Raw genomic sequence first — 24,698 nt, 5'->3', positions numbered from 1 at the left:
ATTTTTTTATTTGAAATGCTCTTAACTTTTTAGAGTTCAGTAAAATAATCCTAAAAAAAAAGAATAGGCTATTAAATAGCATCATTTAAAATTTGTTTGCGGATATTTTTCATGAATTCTTGCATGTAGTGAAGGTTATGAATGGAGGCCCAAATCCCTGCGTTAGGTTCATGAACTTTGAAAAGATGTCGTAGATAGGCTCTAGAGATGTTTGAGGTGCATGTTAGGCATGAGCATTCTGGATCTATAGGGGACAGGTCGTTAGTATAAGCCTGGTTAGCGATTTTGATAGGTCCTTGAGAGGATAGGATTAATCCGTGGCGTGCAGCTTTGGTTGGGTAGGAACTATCGAAAGAATCTATACCAAAACCTACTGTAGCCTGTATGGAAGGGAGGTCTCCTATGCCCAAAAGATGGATGGGACGGTCTTTGGATAAGTAAGAAGTCGTTAGATCGACAATAGGGACCATCTCATTTAGGTTTCGTCCTAGGCTTCCACCAATGGCAAATCCGTCAAAAGGATGATCTTCAACAAATTGACAACCAATTTTTCTTTGATCGGGATCTATGCCTCCGTGGATCACGCCATACATAGACTGGTACCTTGGGTCTTTTTTATGGTAATCTAAGGAGCGTTTTTCCCAGACGTAAGTTCGTGCACATGATGATAGGAAGTATGTTTGTTCGGAGTGAAAAGGTAAAAGCTCGTCTAGAGGAATAATGATATCAGCGCCGAGATCTTTTTGCGCTTGTACTGAGACTTCCGGGGATAGGAAGAGTTTATGGCCATCTCGGTAGGACTTAAACCAAACTCCTTCATCAGTAATATCTAAGATAGATGACGAGCCTTTTTTTTTCCCACAGCTTTTAATTTCTTCTGCTACGGAACCATAAGCAAGACTAAAGATTTGGAATCCTCCAGAATCTGTGATTATGGGGGCATTTCTATTGATGAATTTATGCAAGCCCCCCATAGCTGCGATACCTTGTGTTCCTGGGTGGATCAGAAGGTGGTAGGTATTGCAAAACATTAACTGGATATTACTATGGTCTATAACACCCTTTAGAGCACCATTTGTCGCCACAGGAACAAAAGCAGGGGTATCTATAACTCCATGAGCAGTTTCTATTCTACCTACACGCGCTCGCGATTTTGTAGATTGATGGAGGATATGAAATTTTAGTGCCACGATTAGGAACCTGAAATTGCTTCCCTAAGAAAAAGCAGTTGTTTTCCATCTCATTCGAAAACAGGAAAATAAGCGTATCGGGCTTATATTTTCCTGTAAATAGAATTTGTAGAGTAAGTGGAAAGCTCTTTGCAATGGAGAATATGTGCGCAATTCTTAGATATATAAGAAATTTTAACTAGCTGTTCTATATTGCGTTTTGCTTTCTAAGATATTTTCCAAAGACAACAACTGGCACAGACATGGCAATAACACATATTTTAGTAATTAAAGAAAATAGAATTACATGAGTAAGATTTGCTACGATTCCATAAAGACCAAGGAAAGAAAATAGTAGGGTATCTAGGATTTGAGAAGAAATTAAAGATATGGCTGAGCGGGTTCCGAAAGCTTTATTTTTGAAAAGGGTTTTTAGGTAAGAAAATAGTTTAAGATCTATAATTTGAACGAGGATTACGGTAACTAAAGAAGCTAAGGTTAGTCGTAGCGAGGGTGAAAAAAGCGCTATAAAATGGTTTTGGGTTGTGTCGTTCGGAGAGGGTTTCAGCGCAAGGTGTAATTGCGTTACAAGAAGAAAGGCTATGCTTATTACCCATGAGCTGACCATGGCTTCATTTACTTTCTTTTTCCCATAAACTTCTCTGGAGAAATTTAAGCAAGACAAGATGCCAATCATGTAAACGTCAGCTGAGGTAATTTCTAGATTGCATAGAACAATTTGTTTCAACACAAAAACGTTCATAATTACCGATAGGGTAGCCAACCAGCCCGTTAGCCAGCCTCTACCTTTAGAGGCAAAAAATATACCAGCAAGTACAACAAACACGGTTTGTGCTGTGAAGATCATTTCATTATGCACAACAGAGTCTCCTAGATTTAGTAGAGTTTATAGGCCTAAGGCTCATAGAAAGTATAAATAATAAAAAATCTGACTAAAAATGAGTTAGAAGCATAGAGAAAAGGGATTAATTTGTATCTATTTTGCTTGAAAGTAAGTAGAAAGTGCTCAAGAGTAGAAAGATTTGTCTGATAGTTGCAGGGATTTCTTAGTTGCCAAGCGCAGTATCTCTATTATTGGGTATTGTTATTTTAGATTAACCCTGTTTTCACTCCCACAGAGTAGAGGATACACAACGCTATTTACTTTTGAATTACAGGTATTTTTTTAAAGAATGGCTACTGTAAAAACACGCGACACCCCGGGTCGTGCCTATAACAGGAACAGCGTTTACTAGATCAGGTGTAAAGTTTTCTTTAGTGACTAGCAGCTAGTAGTCACGCGAAGCAACTCGTATAGATAGAGGAGAAAAACATACGCATACATAAGCACTTTTAGGTAGACACGGATGGAATATCCCCTCTATAGCTGTTTATTGGCTAAGTTAGAAATATGCTATACTTTGAAATCGTATGAATTGACGAAATAATGTATAGGATGAGGTGTTCAAATGTAATAAATGTTTTGTAAATACAGCCGACATTGAAGAAATAACTCAAAGGAGACTCTTGATTGCTATTGCTTTGTAAAGTATACAGCTGCTTTGTGGTTGTGTAAAACTTTCTTAATCATCCGCCTCGATAACACTACTCATGTAGCAGCTTCTTCAGGTAGGGAGGATAGAGAATCCCGTCTTCTTATAATGGGATTTAATATTTTCCTGTGAATTCAGATTTATCTAATGCAAGAAGGTTGGGTAAAACACCCAACAAGTTTCTTAGCGGCGTAAAAACCTGCGAAAGCCAATCCAGCAACAGTGGCAATGACAATCACAAGAGCAACGCTTAAGATGATTAGAGCAGCAAGTGTAGCAATTAGCAGCACTAGTAAGGCAGGAGCAAAACCAGCAATCTCGATGGTGCCGAGAATGGTTTGTCTAATCAAGCCTAAGGTTGAATCCTGGCTTCTGTCTTTAACAGAGTAGATACTATAAATACGCGCAAAACCTCGAATCGTGCCTAATACTGGTATAGAGCTTATCAATAAAGAGTTGAGCCCTGCTTTAACAGATGTGAAGTCTATTATTTTAGTAATGCGTCCCTTCAAGCCTTGGCGAGCAAAGGCGCTTTTGATGAGGGTGGGAGAGTTTCTAGTTTTCGCTATAAAATCTGCGGGTGTCGCATAACTATTAATTAACATACTTTCCCCAGAATGTTTTCTGTGGAAGGGCAAATATTTTAACACAGGTGAGGGGAATCAAGCTAGAATTATTTTCTATACATGGAAAATACTGTTTAGTAGGGGGCTCAGAGTGTCGTCCTATGAGAAATTTTTATCAGACGTTAAATTGTTTCGAAGCGAAGTGATTCCGGTAAAAACGTAGTAAAGGACTCATGGGGTGGCGAGGAGTTAACTGCGGCACTGAGTTTAAAATAAAGAAATCGTGAGTATGAACAAAAAGAAACCTCGCTATACGAGAGGTTTCTTCTATAAATGGACTAAATATCTTTTAGTTTATTGATTTGCAGGTGGAATTAAAGAGTTGATAGTTTCCCCGTTTGCAAATACTGTTGTATTAATGTAGTCGGCAGGGAAATCCTTTCCGTAGAGTTCGATAACCTCGTTGGAATTGATCGCATTCCAAATGTCTGAAAAACGTTTTTGTTCAGGTAAAGCATCTTGAGGAGTTAGTAAAGAGGGATTGGTTACGGAGAACATGAATCCTAGGCTATAGACGGTATTTCCATAGATCTGTTTGGATATAACTACTGGTACTAAGCTGTGTTGAGAGTAGTGGTTACATAAAGCAGCAAATGTATCTTGCTCTACGCCATATAAGACCGCAGAAGCATAAGCGTCTTCTTGTTCTCTAGTATCCTGTAACTCGAGAACCATAGCATTAAGATCAGCGTAATTTTTAGACTGATCTTTTTTATCTTTACGTGAATCGTAATTGAAAATGCGTTTTGTTTGCTCAACGCGTACAGCAATACTCCAAGAGGATGTGCCGTGACTTTGGAATACAGAAGGATTCATAAGATCATCGTAAATTACTATAGGAAGATAGTCCATATGTTCAGATAGGTCCCAAGCTGTTTGGATAGTGTCCCAGATAGTGTTGGGGTCTTCGGTACTTAGGAAGGTAGGCGCTGACTGTCTACCTTCTTCAGCTACAGATTTATCATAAGTAAATGCATCATCAGTAACACATCCAGTAATTAAAACAGAAAGGGAAGCTAGACAAAAAGCACCCAATAATCTGATTTTCGATAGGAAGAAGTTTTGTGTTTTCATATCTTCGCCTCATTTGCTATATTTAGTTTAAAAGCAAAAGACCCTAACAACTTACAACTTTGTTGGCGATAAAAAAATATTATACAAAAATAAAAAACGTAGTTCAGATAGTGATATTACGGCGATTTTAAATGATAAGAACAATAGGGGTAGGCATTCTAAACCTTTGATTTTTTTTGTGTTTTCAGCCTATTCATCACCCCTGGCCATGGCCTAGCATTAATTTAACGAACCTCTACCGTGACTTCAGCATCTGTCTCTATTGGTTTGGAATTCCCTACAATATCCGAGGAGGGCTCTGAAGCAGAAAAATCCTGGTTAAGCTGACAAGTCTGAAGTTGGTTTTGTAGTTCTGCTATTTCAGCCTCTCTTTCCTTTAAACGTTTTCTTAGGATGCCTGAGAGGCCCTCTTCTACATTATTTACAAAGAAAAGAACCCCTACGCTTATGAATATAATTCCTATAAGCATTAAAACTGAGGTTAGGACGATTGTTGTTGTATTTAGCAAGCTCAGACCATTAAGAAAGAAAATAGCTACGAAGATTGAAACTACAGTAGAAAAGCCCAAAACAATCAACATAGTGTCTAGAAACAGTCTAAGAGATGAGCGTCGTATAGATGAGTTCCCATCTGTCTTAGAGAGGCTTATAGTTGAAGGAAATGAGGAAAGAGTTTTGTGTTGTGGTGTAGGTACTGGATTTGACATGCCGAATCCCTAATTGGTTTATTAGTTTTGGTCGAACAGAGTATATAAAAATTTTTTTAATCGCAATGAGTCATCTTAATTCTTAAGAATAGAAAACAGTGCCGCTGCATCTAGAAGTAAAGAAAAGATATTTAATCTCATTGGGATACTGATTATCTTCACTTAGATTTTTTAGAATTTCAAAAAATTAGGTGTTATCGTTGTTTCTGCTACTTTGATTGTAGAATATGCCTCGAATGTAAGAGTTGATGCATATTTAGAATTGAAGGTTTTATTTCTATAAATATTTCTGATTTCTTTTAGTAATGTTGTTATATTCTAAATTATAAGAACATAAATAATATTCTTTACATTGAATTAATAAAAATTAACTTGGAGAGAAGTTAGTAGGTTAAGAATCCTCGAATGATATTAATTGCTTGCTTCTTGTGATCAAAGGGGATTTTATGCATAAATCAATAATGTATTTATTTGGGTGCATTTTACTTATTCTTACTGGTTGTTCCGAACCTATTACTTCGTCAAATAGCTCATATAAGCTTGAACAAGTTTTTTGTATTAAACTACCTGTTTCTGATTTTCTATCGTATCCCTGTGCGTACCTACCTTTTCAATATCAGTCTAATGAATATAAAGATCCCAAGGTTGTTCAAAGGGTCGATAATGAATCACGAAGGATTTGGAAGGAGATACATGCAAAAATGCAATTAACAACTCCATATATTCCTATGGTTGTTTATGGAAGTTTAATGAATCCAACTTCAGCGAAAAGTACACTTAAGGAGTACCACCCGCATGCTGTCTGGCTTCACGATTATATTAGAATATATAATTTGGATACTCGTCTCTTAGGAGGTTCTTCTAGATTAACAGATCTTGATGGTAAGGATAACCACGCTGCCCTTAATTTGAAGTATGCTCCAGGGAAGAATTGCAATGGGCTTATTTTGGCTATCGGAGAAGATGATTTTGTTGCTTGTCGTCGTCGTGAAGCGGATTATGACTGTATTCCTGTTGTAGTTTCAGATTACGTTCCTTCAGGGCAATGTACTCACAGGAGCGTAGCGTATGCCTGGATAGCAGGAGATCAAGCTTGCACCGACCATGTGCTTCCTTTAAAGGGATATTATTCTATGATCTGGGAGGGAATAACATCAGATAATGTTAAGGAGAGTTTTGGTGAACACTTTTCTGAGGACTATTTGGAGACAACTTTTTTAGCTGACGGTCGGTCGGTAAAAACAATTCATGATGAATATAAAGAAGCTCCTATTCGTTATTAGTGTTGTCTATAGCACTTAAACTCTGTCATCCTATTTTATTCTGAGAGCTTTTTAAAAGCTCTCAGTTATTCTGTTTAATTGTTTAGTTTTGTGGACTAGAGTTAGGGGAAAATATCTTAGTTTATTGGATTTTTCAGGAATTTTTTGAACCGTTTTGGATACATCTATCGTAATTTCTTATTAGTGAATTTTGCAATAATCCGTTGACATTATTGCAAATAAATACCCCCCTCCCCGCAACTACAATGCTTTTGCTTTTATCTTAGGCAGTCTGTTTTTTTAGTAAGAAGCGTGGGTTCTTTAATCTCTTACCGAATTTGATTATCTTCACTTTGAGAACTATATGTATGAAGCTCTGACTTTTGACGATGTTTTGTTAAAACCTCAGTATTCCGAAGCACTTCCAAAAGAAACTTGTTTATTTTCTTCTGTTTCAGAGTCTTTGTCTTTAGCTATTCCTATTTTGTCTGCTGCACTGGATTCTGTTATGTAGTTCTATGGCTACAGGTATGGCGGTAGCTGGTGGATTAAGTATTGTCATAAAAACATCACTTCAAGTGAGCAAGTTAGTATTGTAAAACAAATAAAAGCGCAAGATTCCTCTTTTGCAGTTGCCTGTGCAGTAGGTATCGGCCAACAAGGTTGGCAAAGAGCGGATGTTTTATTTGAAGCTGGTGTGGATGCTTTAGTAGTCTACACCGCTCATGGACATTCTAGATTTGTGCTCGATACTGCCTTATACCTTAAAAAGAACTATCCTGAAATAATCCACGTAACAACGATCGGAAAAGGCTACACAATGGCTTTATGAGGCAGAAGCCTATTTTCCTAATCTTTTTGTTAGATTGCAATCATCTGGAGCAGAAACTTTACCTCAGTCCGCCCCTACGAAATTAACTCCAGGATATCGTTATGCATATGATAGAGGATTTTGGATATGAAGCTCATGCTGGAGAGGGAACAGTTTTTTTTATATTTAAGCCAAACGTTGCAGTCTTTGCCTGTACAGAGAATAGCACACGGGTTTCAAGCAATTGAACAACTGCAAACTCTCAATCAAATCCAAGAGAAAAAAGTAACACTTGTTATGGCTACTGCTACTAATCTTATACTAGGAGCTTCATTACACCAATATTCAGGGTTAAAAAGGTAGGTAAAACAATGATCGATAGCCTTGATGGTCATCCTTTTTTACGTCATAAGCTTAGTGTAACGTTGAGTTCCGATAATCCTCAAATGTTAGGAACTTCTTTGCAGAATACGATTCTGCTTTTATCTGGATTCCCTTCATATGAAGATTCTGAATTATGTCATGTGAAATCTTCACCAATCACTCTTAAAAAGTCATATACAACTCAATGTAGAGGCAATAGTTTCTTCATTTAAGGATGCGAATATAAAAGCAATCCTTTTAAATCGGGTCCTTGGGTACTTGCTAAAGTTCTATCGTCTAGGCAGGAGAAAAGTGTGGTACTTAAGTTTATGAAAATTGCTTAGGGATAGATATTTTAAATGATAGCGTAGCTACCGAGTCTGTTTCTGATAAATACAAAAATACCTTCGTTTGTTACAAATTGTTTGTTTTTCTGTGATGTATTAATAGGGTGTCTCTTTTAGGGTATACAAGTTTGACCTCTCCTACTTCTGGCTATATTCATGTTTTCGCACTTTGGTTCATCTTTGGTTTTTTCGCAGGACTTCCTTAATTATGATCTTAATGTCTTTCATAAGGGGAATGGATATTTAGAATCCCTAGCTGAGAGGGTGGATAGATTACTTCAATTCCGAGACACGTCTCTAGTTCTTTACATTGATAAGATGAATACTCAGGGACAACTGGTTTATGTTCCAATACAAATTCCGTTATTCTTTAAAGAGAAGTTAAAAACTTTATTTCTGTATTTATGTATTGTTCCGGCACTTATAGCATTGGTTATTAAAGTAATTACTAGGATTGCTTTGTATTTCAAGTATCATGGTTGGGAAAGCTGGTCTGACCAAACAGATATTTTAATGGGGCCTCTTATAAGCTCGTCACAGAATTCACTAGAGAGCGACTGAAGGCTATAGATTTATATTTTTATCAGTTCGAAAAAAGTTGATGAGACTATTTTTCTTTCTTGCAAAGGAATAGAAAACAAATTGTTTTAATCTCCTAAATTTACTGAAGAACAGTTCGAGTAACGTATAGGGTAATTAATAGATCTTAAGTATTGAAAGGACGACATGTCATAACCTGAAATGAATTACGACATGCCGAAAGAAAAGCTGGACTAGTGTTTGGGTTTTTCTAGGATAAAGACAGCATCATTTGGACTGTCTGTTCTAGTTAAAGTATTATGACCATCTCGCATGCTAATATTCGATAAATATTTGTTGCTTGCCGTATGTTTGAGTCGTACTTCATCGCCATCGCGGATGATATTGTCCTTAGTTCTATTGACCTTCTCTATTTCAAACCCACATCTATCTGTATAGTATGAGGTATCCAAGTAACACTCTTGATAGCTGCTATAAAAAGCATTGAAAGCATAATCAACGAACTCTGATCCATACAAACCTCGTCTAACGCTAACTACTCCTATATTACAAAAAGTATTATGTACTATCTTTTGCTGTACTTGATCATTTTCAACTTGGAAGTAAAAAACTAAAGGTATTGCAACAGATTCTTCTTCTACCATTGGGAAAAGGTAAGGGAGAGTAGACCAGTAACCGAGGTAAGGTTCACTGACTATAGAAGAAGAATTCCCTGACCGCAAAATAAATTGAGAAGATCGTAGGGCAATCCCTGAAGTAAATTCTTCGTGTGGTTGCTCCAATTTTGGTTTGTGTTTTCTAAGATACGTGTCAATAGCTTGTTGTAATGCTTGTTTTTTTTCTTGCAGAGAAGCGACGTCAATAGTTGGGAAATACTGAGGGGTAAGGATATCAGTTATAGGAGAAATGGCTATTTTTAAGGGAACAGGGTCTAGAGGCACGCTTTCTGACCAATCTTTGAAATCCAAATGGTCTTCTTGCATTGTTGGTAAAACAGTTCCGCCTAAAAATACAGTTTGAGCCGAGCTAGTTGACGTAAGGGAAGAGTAGCCTGATTCTGTTTTATTTGTGACAGAACCCGTTAAAAGAGAGCTAGCTGCTGCTGTAGATATTGAAATTTCTTCTTTCTCAAGTTTTTGAATTTGTTCGAAACTTATTTTTAATACTTGAAATCCTATTCCACCATATGTCACTGCAGTCGTGTAATGGGTGCCTACGTTAGAAATAAAAGCCTCTAAGTGTTTAGGATCTTTAGTATCAAGAGTTTGTATAATTTGCTGAAATTCTTTATCTATTTTCAAATTTTCTGGGTCTGAGGCACGATCTTGCTGCAGAGTATATAGAGAATGTGAAGCTGTTGTACAGGTTACTGTATTCTTAGAGTTTCGTGTATTTTGCTTTACGAAACCATAGGTGAAGCTAGATGAAAAAGCTGCATCTTTTGTTAGGTCTTGTTCTTCGTCGTCACTTTCTTCGTCATTATTGTTCATGTTTCCTAGGTCAATATGTGCGTGCATTTGAAGGACTAGAAGATTTTTTCAGACTAATTTGGTAAATATGACAGTCATCTAAGCTTTGTTGAAAGCCGGACTTGATTTTTCTAATAGCGTAAGCTTGTTCTGAAACGATACGAAGTTCAGATATTGGTTTACTAATTAAAACGGCAGATATAGTATGACTGCCCACTTGAATTTGGTAATTGAAATTCGCGCTATCCAACCCCTGTAGATCAAGGCGGACATCTCCTTGTGTTAGAATTTGACTTTTAGCTTGATTTCTCCATAAATTGTTAAAGTTTATTTTGTTAATAAGTATTTTAGCATCCCTTTTATATTTTTTAATGATTTCTAAAAGTTTAGGAGAATAGCTCGGGAACAACTGTTTTTTAGTTGCTAAAATTACAGTTTCATTAGCTCCAAAGCTAGTATCAAGTAAATGCGAACTTCCTAAATTAAGAGAAGTATCCGGTAAGCTATAAGGAATATTAATAGTGACTGTAGTAGAAAATTCTTGTGAAAATGATGTTGTTTCTTCGAATATCGATGTGCTCACCGATATGTCTAGGGAAGGTTTCGGAAAGAGTTTAGTCCCTGGTGGGATGCCTAAATGTCCGTCAGAGCTAGGAATTGCCGTATCTTCTGTGAAAGAGTAATCTAGGATATTTATATCGCGTAAGCTATTAAGAATATTTACGGGATCCAAAGTCACGATATCGAGAGCACGTCCTAGGAAAGACACATTTCTCACTAGTTCATAAGAATCTGATTGAGCTACTGGGGGATTGTGAGGGGAGTCATTTTCTAACGTAATTAGAAACTGTATTCCTTTTTGGCTACTAAGTAGTAGAGATGATTTGATGGATTCGACAAGAGCATCTGTGTATGGGTGCTCTGAGAACACGTAGTCTACGATACACGAGGCAACACAATTGAGAATTTTTGGTTCTATAATTTCATAAATCACTCCTTTTTCATGATTCCCTTTGCGATGCAATTGATATTCGCAAGAAGAACTATTTATATCGCAGTCTGCACTGGAGAAATTATGTGCTTGTAAATTTTTTATAAAAATTTCTAGTCTGTTTTTTTTCATCTATTGGAAATAAGGAGGATGCAATAGATGGGAACTTGTCCAAGAGTGTTTGTGTGTCTAATCTCAAATCGAAGGCGGTATAGGGTATTGAGACGTAGTTTTTGTTATTGTGTATAGCATTATCTGGCATATACGATATTTTCAACCTGCGCAAATGAAAAGAGATTTTCTGAATTGTCGAGTATATATTCAACATGTATTTTATTTATAAATTCTAACATTATAACTTTTAAGCGCTTAAATCTTATTCCCTATAAATAAAAAATGATGGTTGTTTTATTTAGTGTTTTTACGGGGTGCATTCTGAAGGTTAGTCCACATCGTGCGATTATCAGAATGGGTTGCCTTAAGCATTTTGGGGCGGCCAGCCTTTGTATCTTTAGCCGCTATTCCATTTAATTATCTGGGAATATTTATGGGCTCAATCAAATGGATTAGCAAGAGCAATGACGAGGTTTTCTCGATATCCTAAGAACATTCCGGACAACCTGAGTATTTAGAGACAAATTTTTCATTGTGTCAGATGTGCCCTTCCGAAAAAGTTCTCGTTCTGAGAAATTTTGTAGGGTAAATGTAATCATCTACATCTTGAAGATTTAAAAAAAATATCATACAATAGTGCGTTGTCAAAGTGTATGTTTCATTGATTGAATGGCTTGGGTTTTTGCGCCCCTCTGTTTTCAAAACCAATGTCTCATAGACGCTGTTTAAAGCATTCGTATTTTTATTTTTCTCCTTCTTACTCGAGGCCTTTTGAGTTGGGGGGGGTATGTCTTTACAATCTGTTTCAATAAATAGTTTATCCACAGTTGTTCAAGCAAGCGAACAGGTACGACCGGAATCTGGTTATTCAGTACAAGGAATAGTAAAAGTGCTGAAGGTATCAGCAATATGTGAGACGATTATTATCTTGTTAGGCATATGCGCGCTGATTGGTATGATTACTTATAGCGTTAGTATCCACTTTATTGTTGTCATAAGTGTAATGCTAGCAATGCTCTTGATTTTCACAATGCCGCTAACATTGGTTCTTATTGGCAAAATAGGGGCATTTGCTAAACCACGAGTTGCTGATAAGATGAGGCATCCAGCAGTAGTTAATAAAGAATCCATCCCTCTCGATCACGGACCTGTAGTCAATAAGGAGGAAAGATTATTAGAACTTTCTGCCAAGTGTGAAGATTATGAAAAGAAAATAAATAGGCTGGGGGCGCTATTCCTTCAGCAGATTAAAGCTTTAGGTCATATGAAGCTAGACTGTGTTATACTAGATTCCTTAGAAAAGGCTATTCATTATAGTTGTCCTTATGAGGCTTCAGAGAAGAGTTATTCTTTGTTTGTTTTCCAACAATCGGTTTTAATAGAAGAGGGAAATATTGCGTCGAAAACACTTTATCAGATAAGTAGTATTCGCGTTTTGAGAGAACTACGTTTAATTATTCTTGGTGTTTTATCCGAAAAGGAAATAGTAGGTTTATTTCTGTTATTTGCTAATAATCCCAGTACAACATACTTTGATATAATTTTAGCTGAGCCTAAGATTATTGCTGTTGAGGCGTTATTACGTTATTGGTTAGGCAGAGTCTTTCCTTATACTCTTCGTTTCTTTTCTCTTGTGGATTTTCAATACAAATTAAAAACAGTATTTTCAAGTTCTTCTTGGATAGAATGTCAGGGGTCGCGATTTTTGAATCAGTTCACTGGATTGATTCCTGCTGTGGCAGCTTTATGGCAAAGAAAAGAGCTGAAGATGGGTAGATTTTGCAATAATTCTAGTTTATCTTGGGGAGATTGGATTCAACTTTCGATCAAGTTTAGTAGACAGGCTTTGCACTATCAAGGTTGTCTAGGGAGCTTATCTGTATTTCAAGAATGGCAGGAAAATGGTTGCGGTTTCGATAATTTGCCTTATCAAGAGGTCAATTTTGTCGTTGAAGAAAGTTTAGGCTCGGGTGTTGTGGCGTATGAAGGCCCAAAGTTTAAGGAAAGAGCCTTGGAGGGAGGTTTGAGAAGTATAAAGGCTTTTCGATCGTGGGTACAGGGGACTGGTGATTTCAACGAAGTTGCTGGAGAAGTAGCCAATATATGTGCCATACGGAAACAGGATAAGAAACATGCTGATCTACAGAAAAAAGAGGATATTCGAGAAACATGGAAGCTTGAGCTTAGTGTAAATCAAGAGTTGCTAGATAAGATTCTTATAGGATTACGTTATTTGTTATCTATGCGTTTTATAGGCGAGAGTCGAGATGTTCGAAGTATGATTCGTGAGGAGCTTGAAGTGTTGGATATTCCTGATTTGACGTTAGATCAGATTGCTGATGGGTAGTGTAATCTTGTATTTGTTAGTTTTCCTTATTGCTTAGGATTCGCTGAAAGAAGTAGCAAGATGATAATCTCTCCTTAATCGTGCTTTGCTTTACGTGAGCACCTAGAAACGGAGGGGCTGCGTTTGATAAAAAAACTAGCGTTTTTACGAATACAATCGTCAAAGGGCCGCTTAGGTGGCCGCTTCTTATTCCCGTTGACTTGTGGGCCTGAACTATTTAAAGTTCGGGTTGTGATCTTGGGCAAGATTTACAAAAAGTCGATTTTACCCAATTTTGGGATGATCTCCTTTCCCCCGCAATAGGTGCCTTGAAATTTAAAATCCTAAGCGACTCCACAGCTAAAAAATCTTAGAGGGCTTAAGCTATTTAAAAATAATTTCTTGTTCCATTAGAGATATGTCTCTCCAGATAGTACAAGTTTTTTAATAAAAATTGGGTTTACCCCAGTTATAAGGACGGATATAGCGGCTCACAGGAATAATTTCCTCATTATATTCGGTAACTAATCTAGATCTTAAGCGTCCTATACAGATAATAGTAGTGATAGCGAATCCTAAGGCGACAGCCACTGAAACTCCAATACTAATAGGAGCAGCAACTATAGATAATCCTCCTAAGGTTCCTAAGGTTACTAAAGCTGCTAAAGACATTAGTGATAAGACGACTATGGCGGTAATAGTCATGACCCTAGATTTCCCTTGTATGCGGGAGGGATATCTCTTCTGGATTTGGTGATATTCAGTAAAGTGGGGAATTTGCTGTTTTGGTCCGAAGTATTTTATGTTCCCTAGAGTTTTTCCGTATCTTGTTCCGTCACCAATACGACATGTGCTATTAAGGTAAGCTCGCACTTGATAGTAGCGGTCGAATAATCTTTGTAATATGCCCAAGCCCGCTTGGTTGTCATTATCTCTCATTTTTGCTACTTCTAACACGTGTTGTGCGCTATTTTTGATATCATCGATATCATCGATAAGCCAACTAGGCAGGGAGAAATGAAGTGTACGAGTAATTTCTTGTAACATTTCTATATCGCTAAGCAAAAACTGTGCGTCACTTGTTGATGAAACAGTATACTCAACAGGTCTTTGTGGTTTGTTAGTTTCTTCGCAGTCGTCACTTAAAACGCAGGCTAATGCTAATAAACCTGTGGTTGCACCAAATAAGCCTAAAGCTCTACTAGCCATTTAATAACCTCTACAAAATCAAGCGATTAATTAAAATATATTATACCTTAATTAATAATTAATTGTGTGTGTTGGTATTAAAAAATAATTTTTTAAGTTTTCTAAACATTGTTTCAATATTTCGGATATTTGTGTCTGCAATGTGTATAAAAACTATCTCAAAAGATAGGCGCATGAATAGGGGGCAGTGAATTGTAAAGATTTACAAATGAATAATAAAGAAGATTATCTAGAACTTATTGGTAGCTTTTTAAGAAAATATATATAATCGATCCTCCTCTAACACGAATTCACTGCTTTATGAGTCTTCCAGAAAAAATTAGCTCGTCCCACTCTTCTCAAAATCAAAGTAAAATTCTTCCTGAAAATTTTTATAACAAAAGTCTTTCCGATTCCTCATCTATTTTTAATAACCACAGCGCAATAACCCTTTACGACTCCTTATTACAACAAGATAACACTACAGAAGATGTTGTTAAAATTGGGGGATTGATTCAGCAGCACATTCATAAGATTATAGAAAAAAAAAGTATAGATTTGGGGGGGGGGGGGGTAACGTCTTCGCATCATACAGGAAACTGGAAGACCTCGCTTTTATACAATGCCTCTCGTCTTCTTGCGCACTTATTTGCCACAACAATACAGCCAGCTAGAATCACACGTTCTACAGTCTTATCTCAGTCAGTCAATGTACAGAAGACACCCTCTATGTCTTCTATCAAAAAATCGGGCACTTCACAAACGGGCAGTGTATCTTTTCCTGCATCGTCATCCTCTCTTACTAAAAAGATAAATAGGTCTAACAACAAAATATCGGAAGAGCACGTGTCTAGAAGAAAGCGTGCAGCAGTAGATTCAAATCAAGGTACAGAACAGAAGTATGATCTTACCGATAAGAATATTATTAGCCGCCTTCAATTAAGTGATGAGCAGGTAAAATCTTGTCAGAAGTCTGTTAATAATTTAAGAAAAGCAACGAATCGTTACCACACTCTTCGTGATAAGAACTCCAGGGCTGGTCAAAGTTTATTAGTTAAGCAAGCAGAGTTTCTGGAAGAAATTCAAAAGAGACTTAAATTGCCTAAGGAGCATCACGCTTCTAAGGTAATGGCAATGATCAAAAATGAGTACAAATCTCATCGAGTAGAAGTAGATAAATTTCTCCACGGGATTTGGGTTGCAGGTTCACCTCCAGATGGCACGCATGAGTATATCAGATCATTCTTAGAGGCATATGATGATTTTACATTTTATCTTTGGGTAGATGAAAAGGCATATGGTGCTGCTAAGTTTACTTCCATTATGAAAAAAATTGCCTTTGATTCGGCAATTACAAAGTTAAGGGAGAGTGTACCTGAATCTGACCAAGCATTCATCAAAAAGTACGATGAATTGAAACAGAAATATGGATCTGAAAAAAATCCTAAACTTCAGAATCAATATCTCGAAGACATACAATCTATGAGAGAGACCTATGTTGGATTGCATAAGAGTGTTAGAGATGCTTTTAATTCCTTCCTTCTTCAACAGACTGTAATTCAACAAGATAATTTTTTTAATTTTTGCACTCTTAGGGGTGTGGACTCTATTTCTGATCAAACACGTATAGACTATCTCGAAAAAGAGCTTCTTCTTCCAAGAGAAGAGGTAGAGGATTATAAGAAGCTGATAGAGAAAAACAAGAAGAAAATCGAAGAGATAGTTTTAAAAGTTAATAAGGATATAGGAGAAAATAGGGTTTTTATTAAGGACATCAAAGAATTAAAATCTATGCATGATAGAACCAATCTCTATAACTACAATACAGAGATGTTCTTACGATGGAATTACGCTGCTGCAACAGATCAAGTCAGAATGTACATGTTGGACGAGATCGGGGGCATCTATACTGACTTAGATATGATGCCAGCTTATTCCGCAGAAGTTAATAAGATAATTCATGATGTGGGAGGAAACATATTTTTTGAAGATCTTTCAATTCGACGTGCTGTATCCCACATCGTATTAAAACTGGTTAATGACAGCTATCAGTCAATTTCTCTAGGTCAGATTGCTCAAGAGTTGGACATATCCAGAATATCGTCAGAAGATAAAACAAAACTTTCTCAACTTGTTGATAAGCTATGGACATTCTCTCAGTCTCATGAAAAGAAAGCCTTTTTTGCAAGAATGTCACCGGACGTAGTTCGTGATTTCATGCCAATTTTACAAAGATATCATAAGTGGACAACAGGATGGAACGTTAGGGGATTAAACGGATTAATGATGTCCCATAAAGGCAGTGGTGTGGTTGAGGATGTTATTAAGGCTCAGAGGCAAGCTTATGCGGAATTGAAAACTTTGAGACAAAACGTTCTCAGTAGTCAATTCTTTAATGGTTTACAAGATCTTTCAGAATTAGATCGTATGTCGGTAGTAGGAGGTGCATTAGTTAAGGATTACCTTGAGAAATCTTTGTTTTTTGATTTTCGTCAGGACTCGATCATTCCTGGTGCAGTTAGTACTCTGGGGATTTCTGGCCCCGACTTAATCATGAAGGAGATGAAAAGGTATTTTCGCTCACAAGGTCCCATAGGAGAGGATTTCCTAGAAAATCAAGGAAGAAAACTAGGGAAAGAGGCTTTCTTAGGGGCATACAACAGGTTGCCGGGGGATACTACTCACTTTGATTGGCTCAATCCTGTAACTATCGGAGCCAATGATGTAACGCCTGCAGACGACAGCACTTGGTGTGGAATCAAAAATCGGGATGCTAGTGATTTATTGTTTTCTGATTCCTCAAAATTAAGTACTAAGCCTGTAAAAAGTATATCTCGGACTACGGTTGATGTGCAAGAATTCACCAAACTATGGTCCGAACATTCAAAAGCTATCTGCTCTGTAGAATTATTACAACGTTTTAACCAAGTTATTGTTAATCCCGAGTTAGACATTGGCACAATTTCTGAGCTAGATGGAGATTTGTCTGTCGCAATGCAAAATTTATCCCAAGACCGAATAGCACAGGAAGGCGTATTTTCTCTACAACTACAATTAGCTGAGCTCGTTCGATCTGTAAAATTTCCAGTATCCAATCAGGTGAATTTCTTTCCTAATGGGCATAGTAATTTTGAGAATGATTTAGAGAAGGCAGTTAAACTATATCTAAACGCTAACCCACAAACCAAAATTGTTCTCTGGGAAAGTCCTTTAAGTGATCGTGTCTTATTCCTTAAGGACATGATTTCTATATCCGAAAGATTATTAGCGATTTCTAATTTTATTGACTCTGTAGATCAATCGCCTCCTTCTTACTCTGAGATTAATCTTTTGACTACGTATGGTGAACTTAAAGCAAAAGAAAGTTTAGATCTCTTATCTCCTTCAGAGCTTGATCGATTTTTATATGTTACAACTCAGATTTCCGAAAACGAAAGATTAAAAAATAAAATTAAGGAGATTGAATACCGAATTGCTTCAGGACATTTGTACAGGGATTATGAAAGGCATTTATCTTCCTGGTTAGGTTTATCAGATAATGAACTTAAGCAAAAAATTCTATCTTTTGCTAAGGACTTATCACAAGATGGCAGCTTGGGTAAGAGTGAGCAGAAAGAACGGGATCATTGGTACATAGAAGTTTGCGAGAAAATATATGAACAGCGTGTTACTGAATCTTCCTCTAGAATAAGGGAATTTATGAAGAAGTTTCAGCAAAATGAACGTGTTGTTTTGGTAAGTATGGATGAACATCTATCTGGTCACCCCCTTTTTGAGAGGATACACAAGGATGGATATGCTTTCAAAGATTTTCAAAACATTGCAAGGTTAATATTAGCAAACTCTGGTGTTTCAGGTGTTTTTTTATCCGAAAGTTCATTACCAGCGCCTTCCAAGGAACTAGTAAATATTATGAAATCGGTTCTTGGAGAGGATTATGATGAGATTAATAATAAGGCGATGCCTCTTATATATGAACTCCTCGCTGAAGATAAGGGCAGTAAAGAAGCTAAACAAGTTCAAGAACGTATACAACAGCAGGGTTTAGCAGAATTAGGGGAAACATTATCACCATACTCTGCTACAGATTTACTTATTCCACCTACTGATAGTAGTGTAACAGCTTTAGGAGTCCGCTATGGGATCGAGTTTGGCAGGGAATCAGAACACACAATGGTGAACATGGCTCCTGGAATTTTTAATCCTGCCGGTTATACTATGGAGTTGTATTTAGAAGCTCTTTACGACATACATAGAGAGATTCATGCAGGATCTTTGACAAAGGAAAAAGTTCAATCTATTCTTCAAGATAAAAGAGCAGACTGTTTTATAAATGAGCAAGGTCTTGATTCTCTAGTTAGATATTCGGACAGTATGTATTACTGTTCCTTAACGGAAGTACATCGGATATTAACAGGACAGTTTTTCTTAGCAGAAGCAACTAAAAAACTAATTGCTGGAGCTCTCCCTGGAATAAGCACAATTATCGATAACGATAAGAACTTAGGGCGACCATTATTAACAGCTATAACATCTTCTCCTGTGGTAAATCCCTATGATTATCGAGGCGTGGGATTAAGCAAAGATGTATTGTCTGCTCCTCATGATGTCCCATCAATACGTTCCATTGTAGAGGGCGCAAAATATACAGCATCGTCTTGGCAGGAGTTTTTCAATACGCATGCAGAAGGTTGGTCAGATTTAGCTAATCGTTTAGGAGGTAAATCAATAGACATTCATCCTCAAACTTTTCTGTACAAAGTAGAGGGGCGCTGTATTGGGATCTCAATGTTATATCTGTTAGCAAAAGATACAGCGTCTTATGGCCTTATCCAAGATAATCTTATGGTGATTTCGTCCTTATATCAGGAAAAGGAAAGTGAAGGGTTACCATTAACAAAAACTGATCGGGACTTGTTAGATAGAATTACTACGTTAATTGACTGGTTACAATTTCAGGGGAACAAATATCTGAAGTCCCCAGACGTTTTCTCTTCCATATCTTGGAGTCTTCTCACATTAAAAGACAAGTTTGAAAAAACACAATTAAAGAGTGTTTTAATTACTACACCTAATCATAGTTTAACTTTGCATAAGCTAGGCGCTGATGTGTATAGGCTTACGGACCCTAATTTTGGACATATTGACTTTCCATCTGTTGAGAAAGCTTTTTATTTTGTAAGCGGAATGATGGAAGAATCTCATGAAATAAAAACACGTTATGGTTTCTCTGATTATATGCGTACTCAAGATCAGATAAAGGTATATGCTCCAAGTGCTGATCTATTTGAAAACACTTTATTCTCCGGAACTAATTTAGGATTAACTTCTAAACACCAGTCCACGACTTTAGAAAAAATGACAGAAAGGGGAAGCGTTGTTATTTCGCAGATTAAAACCTCGTGGCGTACTCTATATCAAATTGGAGGGAGTGTTGATCATCAAAGAATATCAGAGACTACAACTGTAGAAGATCTGATTAGATTGAAGATAGATGGGAATGTTTTAGATAACTATCTCTCTAAGCATGTATTGGATTCAGATACTTCTAGTTTAATTCAAACTGTCTTAAAAACTCATGGTCTAGAACCTGGAACTAAGGGAATTAAAGGAAGAGCTATCATAGATGTACCTAATGAAGTAGCCTCTCTTATCCAGACATCCAAGAACAAAATGGTAAAGATTCGATCCTCTTTGCAGGTAATGCTTAATCTGATTTCTAGGAAACTGAAATCAATATCTGTTACTGATAATGATCGAGCAAAGATCAAAAGTGTGAATATCAATAATGGTGATCTCCTAACGATAGAATTGGAAACCTCTAATCAACAATCCAAAACTATTACGTTTGATGGGGAGACGATGGCTGTTTCATTTAGACGTTTCGGCAGAATGCTTAACGAATTATCTAGCACCGGAGTTATCGATTTGGATTTGGGTATGTCTATAGTTTCTCTCGTTCAATATGCCCGGATGGTAGAACAAGGACAATCTACGGATGCATTAGCACAATTCAACTTAATGATGAATGTTAAGGCAATGTCAGAACTGACATTGGGATCTGTCATTCAAGTAATGGGTAAGAAATTTATCACAGATTCAGGGGTGAATACTTTTAGATTAGAGAGCGCTTTAGCATCTAAATTGCAAACAGTAGCCCAAAAGGTAGGAGGAAGCGCAGGAAGGGCTTTATCGAGTGCAGCTAAGGTGTTAGAACTTCCTGTTTTAGAAACCGTTGCTGGTGTTTGGAATCTTTATAATAGCGTTAGCGTTCTCATGCAAGAAACGTCTTACAGCGAACAAATGGCAGCACGAGTTCAGGTAGCTTTTGACTCTATTTCTCTCGCTCTTACATTATCTGCTGCTGCTACTCCATCTCTAATGTTGGCAGCAGGTCCGATTGCTGCTATTGGTATGGGAGCAGCATCAATTGCACGCAACGTGGCTTATCATGAATCGCGTCATGAGACATGGCTAAAATATAAGGATTTTTTGGAAAAAGGTAGCGAAAATATTGTCGTTAGTCTCCCTGATAGAGGAATACTCGATCTTTCAGGGAATCAGGTTTTAGGAAATGTCTTTTTAGACTTAAGGCAAAATCCACCAGTTCTTACAGGAGATCCTTCATACAATGCAAATAGATATGCAGGTCACCATCGAGAATTAACAGATAGGCAAGTTCGAGATATCCTATGCTATGCTTATAGTATTACACCTACATATGCATTAGCACAAGGACATGCCAATAGCTATTGGCCTAGAAACATTCCTTCCATACCTGAAGGAACTTATACTACAGTCATTTTAGGATATGGTATTCAATATAAAGCTGTTACTGAGGTGATATATCTTTCCAATCAGATTGTGTGGAGAGAGGCTGTTATGGAGCCTGATTCATACTATTACCAGCCCCCTTTAACTCCTGTATCGGAACAAACAAAAATTATAGCAGGGGATTCTCCTCTAACTGTCATACCGGTGCGGCTATTGGATGGAGATTCTAAGGAAACGTTGCAAGCACGTATGGATCAGGCAAAGTCTTATAAGGATTATAAGATCATTATTCAAGGAGGATTAGGAGGATTAGTAGTTCAAATTGGTGGTGCTGGATTTTATGATTTAAAAGGAGATCCAAGAGCAAATAATGTTATCTCATTCCGTGCTATACCACCGCCGTATTCTGTTGTTTTCGACCTTGGGAAAGAGGAACAAGAAGTAAAAATAGTGAAAATTAATGAAAACAGTGAGGACGACCAAGAATACGATATTCTCAAGATTAAGCAAGAAGGTTTTTCAACCATTTTTGGGTCTGAGCGGGGTTACGATACCCTGACAGGGAAAAATAATACGAGCTTTTACCTAGGATTAGGTGGTGGTGCTGTTTACTCTGGATTAGGGACATGTTATTACTATATACCCGATATCCCTCAACATACTTCCATTCTCTTAAATTCTGCATCTACTTTTCATACTATCACTTTAGATAAGAAAATTGATGAGATTAAGATGATGGGAGAAGTTTTAGCTTTAATACCAACTTACCGATCAGACGATCCTACAGCCGGATTACATCTTTATTCTGAAGATAGCCAGACGGATATGTCTGTTTGGATAGGAAAGGTTAAAATACTCTTATTGGATGGAGTGCAAGTAGGATTACTGCGCAAAGAACATAATCGCCTTACTTTTGGAATCACAGGGTGCGATCATAGTAAATGGCAACAACAACACCCAGAAGAGCCTGGGTATCCGGAAAGTATTCTTAAAACTTTGCAAAACCTACCTTGGGAATTTGGTGACGAATTTACCTTGATTCGTAAGGATAGTTCGGTAGTATTTAGTTTTATAAATCAGCAGTTCACCTATTATCCCCATCCATATGCAGATGTTTCAGTCCGTACCAGTTCTCAATATGACGTAGTGGTTGAAGGAGAGGAAGGATGCACTTATCTCATCAAATCTCTTCCGAATATTATGTCGAAAAGTATCAAGATCCGATTAAAAGAAAGTTGGGTGACTTCTGCAATTCTTGATTTATATTCTCTCGTTATTTCTTCTATAGAAGGCAGAGTTCCTGTAAATTTAGATAATAGAGTAGAGCTCACTATTTCGTCTCCTAGATATCACATTCCTGTAATTCTAGAATGGTCAGGAGAAGTGCCTAGAGGAACATTTATAGAAGTTTCCGATGGCGTTCACGGTAATCTAGGAAAATGGTACGACTTGCTGATCAAAGACCGGGGGACTAAGCAATCTCTTTACAGACGGAGTATGCTAGTTTCTGACAGAATAGAAAGTGTAAGGAGTTTAAATGATGGTATTACTCTACTTAATGCCGAGGATGATCAAGGTGATAATCCCATCCAAATTTTAGGCGTAGAAAATAAAGAGGATATGGATTTACAAGTTTCTGGAAGTTTACAGTCAGGAACTTTCATAGGAAGCATGGAAAATTTAAGATGGGTTACTGTGCTTCCTTCCAAAGTATTTAACGTGACTGTTCCTGCACGTAATATTAAATATTTGTCCTTCCAGGGAGGGGCAAAGTCCGGGAAAAACATAGTGTTCTATAGTAAGATCACTCCGTCTGTTATCGAAGCAAGGCGACAACCCGCTGTTCTAATATCGCGAAATCAATGGAGATCTTGTAGTCAGATAGATGTTTACTTTACTTCCTTACGACTAGGAGATTTTATTCGTTATCGCGTGAGTGGTGAACAACAAGGACTTACTAGACAGTTGATGTATGCTCAGCGTTTAGTAAAAATAGAGGGGCGAGATTTTATTTTGAGGTTCTTTTATGTTCGTGGGGGGGATGGAATCGGTAGTATTGATCTGAGGTTTAAGGATTTCTTTAACAAGTCTATGGAGAAAGATAAAAATATAGATGATCAAGATCCATCAATTAATGAGCAGTATAGAGAGCATTTAAACCTACAATTAGGATCAGAAACTTTTAGCTTAGCCATTTTAGCAACTGAATTCTTATCAACCCATCATGTAATTAATTTAGTACATCATAAGAATGTCAAATATCACTTGGAATTCCCATACCCCACTCTTCGGTTCCCCAATACTAATATTTTTGCTTATACGCTAAATCCTGATGATATTTATAGTTCCCCTGAGGATCTTCGTTGGCTACCAATAGACCCCTCTATGAAGAAATACGAACTTACTGGGTTAGCTACACGAGGAGCTTCCTATTACCTAGACCCCGAGTCTGGAGACTTATACTTAACTCGCATAATACTATTTGGGGAAACTAGAACAGAAGCTCTTCTTGTGAAATTCCCTAGATATAAGTGTAAATGGAGGGAGTTTCAGAAAGTAATAGTGACAGGAAGAGATATACTCACTATTGCAAATCGTGAGACCATCTCTCTGTCTGGAACAACGTTTTCCGGTCCTTCTATACAACGTATCCGATTTGATTATGACAAATGGTTGAGAGGAATTTCTAGTCAACCCTCTATTACTTCAATAGAAGTAGGAATAAATTCAAATAACGATCAGGTTGTTCATTATGATTTTATGAAAGGTGGAAAACATCATTCATTTGTCGACGCTGATTTATGGGATTTACGCGATAGGTCCAAACAATCTGTTAGATCCAAGGTGTATGACGATTATTTATTAAAAGAAGCTATTCATCTATGTGAGAGAGAGCAACAATGGACAGTTCCTGAAAGCGTGTTAGAATATGCTGTTGGTTATTATACTCAAGTTGCTTCGACATGGATCAAACACCAAGTAACGGCGGGTATAAAATTATCGTTACCAGCAAATTCTACAACAATATCACTAATAACATCTCAAGGGACGATGTTTACCAAGCAACAAGAACGGTCAGGCTATGCGGTACACTATAGATTAGGTGGACTGCATAAGGTGGCTAAGCATGTTGTTCTAACCCAGATCCCAGGTAAAATGTTATGTAGTATCAAAGCAGACGTTATTATTCTCATACAAAGAGTTGACGAGTCTCAATACAACAATAGGAACATTTATGTGGTTGCTGAGATCATTGGAGAGGATGTGGAAGAGACAAAATTATTTTGATTATTAAAACGGCGTTCCTTTTCTATAACTTTAGCTTTATTAAGATTTTTTTATAAAATTTGTTGATAGAAAAGTATAGTTGGAAATTTACAAACG

General features: G+C 37.1%; 12 protein-coding genes and 2 pseudogenes. 6 read left to right on the top strand and 8 right to left on the bottom strand.

The genetic code is table 11. The features are described from left to right. Positions 1–71: 71 nt before the first annotated feature. From tgt to E1N70_RS04865, 5 genes are all read right to left on the bottom strand, one after another. Complete coding sequence (gene tgt, locus E1N70_RS04885; protein WP_131744411.1) at positions 72–1,190, bottom strand: tRNA guanosine(34) transglycosylase Tgt; 1,119 nt, start codon at positions 1,188–1,190, stop codon at positions 72–74. A gap of 187 nt (positions 1,191–1,377) precedes the next feature. After that, positions 1,378–2,049 (bottom strand): queuosine precursor transporter, encoded by a 672-nt coding sequence (locus E1N70_RS04880; RefSeq protein WP_131744410.1) that lies wholly within the window; start codon positions 2,047–2,049, stop codon positions 1,378–1,380. An 813-nt stretch (positions 2,050–2,862) separates the two neighbouring features. Continuing rightward, the gene (locus E1N70_RS04875; protein ID WP_131744409.1) at positions 2,863–3,327 is read right to left on the bottom strand and encodes a hypothetical protein; all 465 of its coding nucleotides are present in this window, start codon (positions 3,325–3,327) and stop codon (positions 2,863–2,865) included. A 315-nt stretch (positions 3,328–3,642) separates the two neighbouring features. Then, positions 3,643–4,422, bottom strand: coding sequence for a hypothetical protein (locus E1N70_RS04870; RefSeq protein WP_131744408.1), 780 nt, complete (start codon positions 4,420–4,422; stop codon positions 3,643–3,645). Between the two features lie 224 nt (positions 4,423–4,646). Further along, complete coding sequence (locus tag E1N70_RS04865; RefSeq protein WP_131744407.1) at positions 4,647–5,129, bottom strand: hypothetical protein; 483 nt, start codon at positions 5,127–5,129, stop codon at positions 4,647–4,649. A 446-nt stretch (positions 5,130–5,575) separates the two neighbouring features. Here E1N70_RS04865 and E1N70_RS04860 point away from each other — a divergent pair, with 446 nt between their 5' ends. From E1N70_RS04860 to E1N70_RS04840, 4 genes and pseudogenes are all read left to right on the top strand, one after another. Beyond that, on the top strand, positions 5,576–6,412 hold the full coding sequence (locus E1N70_RS04860; RefSeq protein ID WP_131744406.1) for a gamma-glutamylcyclotransferase: 837 nt from the start codon (positions 5,576–5,578) through the stop codon (positions 6,410–6,412). Positions 6,413–6,755: 343 nt separating this feature from the next. Next, a pseudogene (locus E1N70_RS04855) lies at positions 6,756–7,223 on the top strand (IMP dehydrogenase). Continuing rightward, positions 7,189–7,898 (top strand): annotated as a pseudogene (locus tag E1N70_RS05220) (amidohydrolase family protein); the annotation flags it as partial. The pseudogenes E1N70_RS04855 and E1N70_RS05220, both read left to right, overlap by 35 nt. 170 nt (positions 7,899–8,068) lie before the next feature. Continuing rightward, entirely contained in the window at positions 8,069–8,473 is a 405-nt protein-coding gene (locus E1N70_RS04840; RefSeq protein WP_131744405.1) for a hypothetical protein, read from the top strand. Positions 8,474–8,685: 212 nt separating this feature from the next. Here the strand turns inward: E1N70_RS04840 and E1N70_RS05215 are convergent, their stop codons facing one another. After that, a complete protein-coding gene (locus tag E1N70_RS05215) occupies positions 8,686–9,969 on the bottom strand; it encodes an MAC/perforin domain-containing protein (RefSeq protein WP_244201113.1) in 1,284 nt (427 codons plus the stop codon). Next, positions 9,953–11,044, bottom strand: coding sequence for a hypothetical protein (locus E1N70_RS05210; protein ID WP_244201112.1), 1,092 nt, complete (start codon positions 11,042–11,044; stop codon positions 9,953–9,955). Before E1N70_RS05210 ends, E1N70_RS05215 begins: the two co-directional genes overlap by 17 nt. 769 nt (positions 11,045–11,813) lie before the next feature. Between E1N70_RS05210 and E1N70_RS04830 the strand changes: the two genes are divergently transcribed. Further along, a complete protein-coding gene (locus tag E1N70_RS04830; RefSeq protein WP_131744404.1) occupies positions 11,814–13,373 on the top strand; it encodes a hypothetical protein in 1,560 nt (519 codons plus the stop codon). 423 nt (positions 13,374–13,796) lie between these two features. On the opposite strand, the gene E1N70_RS04825 is transcribed toward E1N70_RS04830, so the two are convergent. Then, positions 13,797–14,561, bottom strand: a complete 765-nt coding sequence (locus E1N70_RS04825) for a hypothetical protein (protein ID WP_131744403.1) — start codon at positions 14,559–14,561, stop codon at positions 13,797–13,799. Positions 14,562–14,861: 300 nt separating this feature from the next. On the opposite strand from E1N70_RS04825, the gene E1N70_RS04820 reads away from it, so the two are divergent. Next, the gene (locus tag E1N70_RS04820; protein ID WP_131744402.1) at positions 14,862–24,602 is read left to right on the top strand and encodes a LifA/Efa1-related large cytotoxin; all 9,741 of its coding nucleotides are present in this window, start codon (positions 14,862–14,864) and stop codon (positions 24,600–24,602) included. Positions 24,603–24,698: the final 96 nt, after the last annotated feature.

The sequence above is a fragment of the Chlamydia buteonis genome, assembly GCF_900634605.1.
GTDB classification, from domain to species: Bacteria; Chlamydiota; Chlamydiia; order Chlamydiales; family Chlamydiaceae; genus Chlamydia; species Chlamydia buteonis.
The sequence above is the reverse complement of the archived record's forward strand: the minus strand, read 5'-3'. Positions and strand labels throughout refer to the sequence as shown.

Excerpts from the sequence above, each read along its gene's own strand:
- E1N70_RS05210 (WP_244201112.1), bottom strand. The coding sequence starts at position 11,044 with ATGAAAAAAAACAGACTAGAAATTTTTATAAAAAATTTACAAGCACAT.
- E1N70_RS04870 (WP_131744408.1), bottom strand. The coding sequence starts at position 4,422 with ATGAAAACACAAAACTTCTTCCTATCGAAAATCAGATTATTGGGTGCT.
- E1N70_RS04875 (WP_131744409.1), bottom strand. The coding sequence starts at position 3,327 with ATGTTAATTAATAGTTATGCGACACCCGCAGATTTTATAGCGAAAACT.
- E1N70_RS04825 (WP_131744403.1), bottom strand. The coding sequence starts at position 14,561 with ATGGCTAGTAGAGCTTTAGGCTTATTTGGTGCAACCACAGGTTTATTA.
- E1N70_RS04860 (WP_131744406.1), top strand. The coding sequence starts at position 5,576 with ATGCATAAATCAATAATGTATTTATTTGGGTGCATTTTACTTATTCTT.
- E1N70_RS04865 (WP_131744407.1), bottom strand. The coding sequence starts at position 5,129 with ATGTCAAATCCAGTACCTACACCACAACACAAAACTCTTTCCTCATTT.
- E1N70_RS04840 (WP_131744405.1), top strand. The coding sequence starts at position 8,069 with ATGTTTTCGCACTTTGGTTCATCTTTGGTTTTTTCGCAGGACTTCCTT.
- E1N70_RS05215 (WP_244201113.1), bottom strand. The coding sequence starts at position 9,969 with ATGCACGCACATATTGACCTAGGAAACATGAACAATAATGACGAAGAA.
- E1N70_RS04820 (WP_131744402.1), top strand. The coding sequence starts at position 14,862 with ATGAGTCTTCCAGAAAAAATTAGCTCGTCCCACTCTTCTCAAAATCAA.
- E1N70_RS04830 (WP_131744404.1), top strand. The coding sequence starts at position 11,814 with ATGTCTTTACAATCTGTTTCAATAAATAGTTTATCCACAGTTGTTCAA.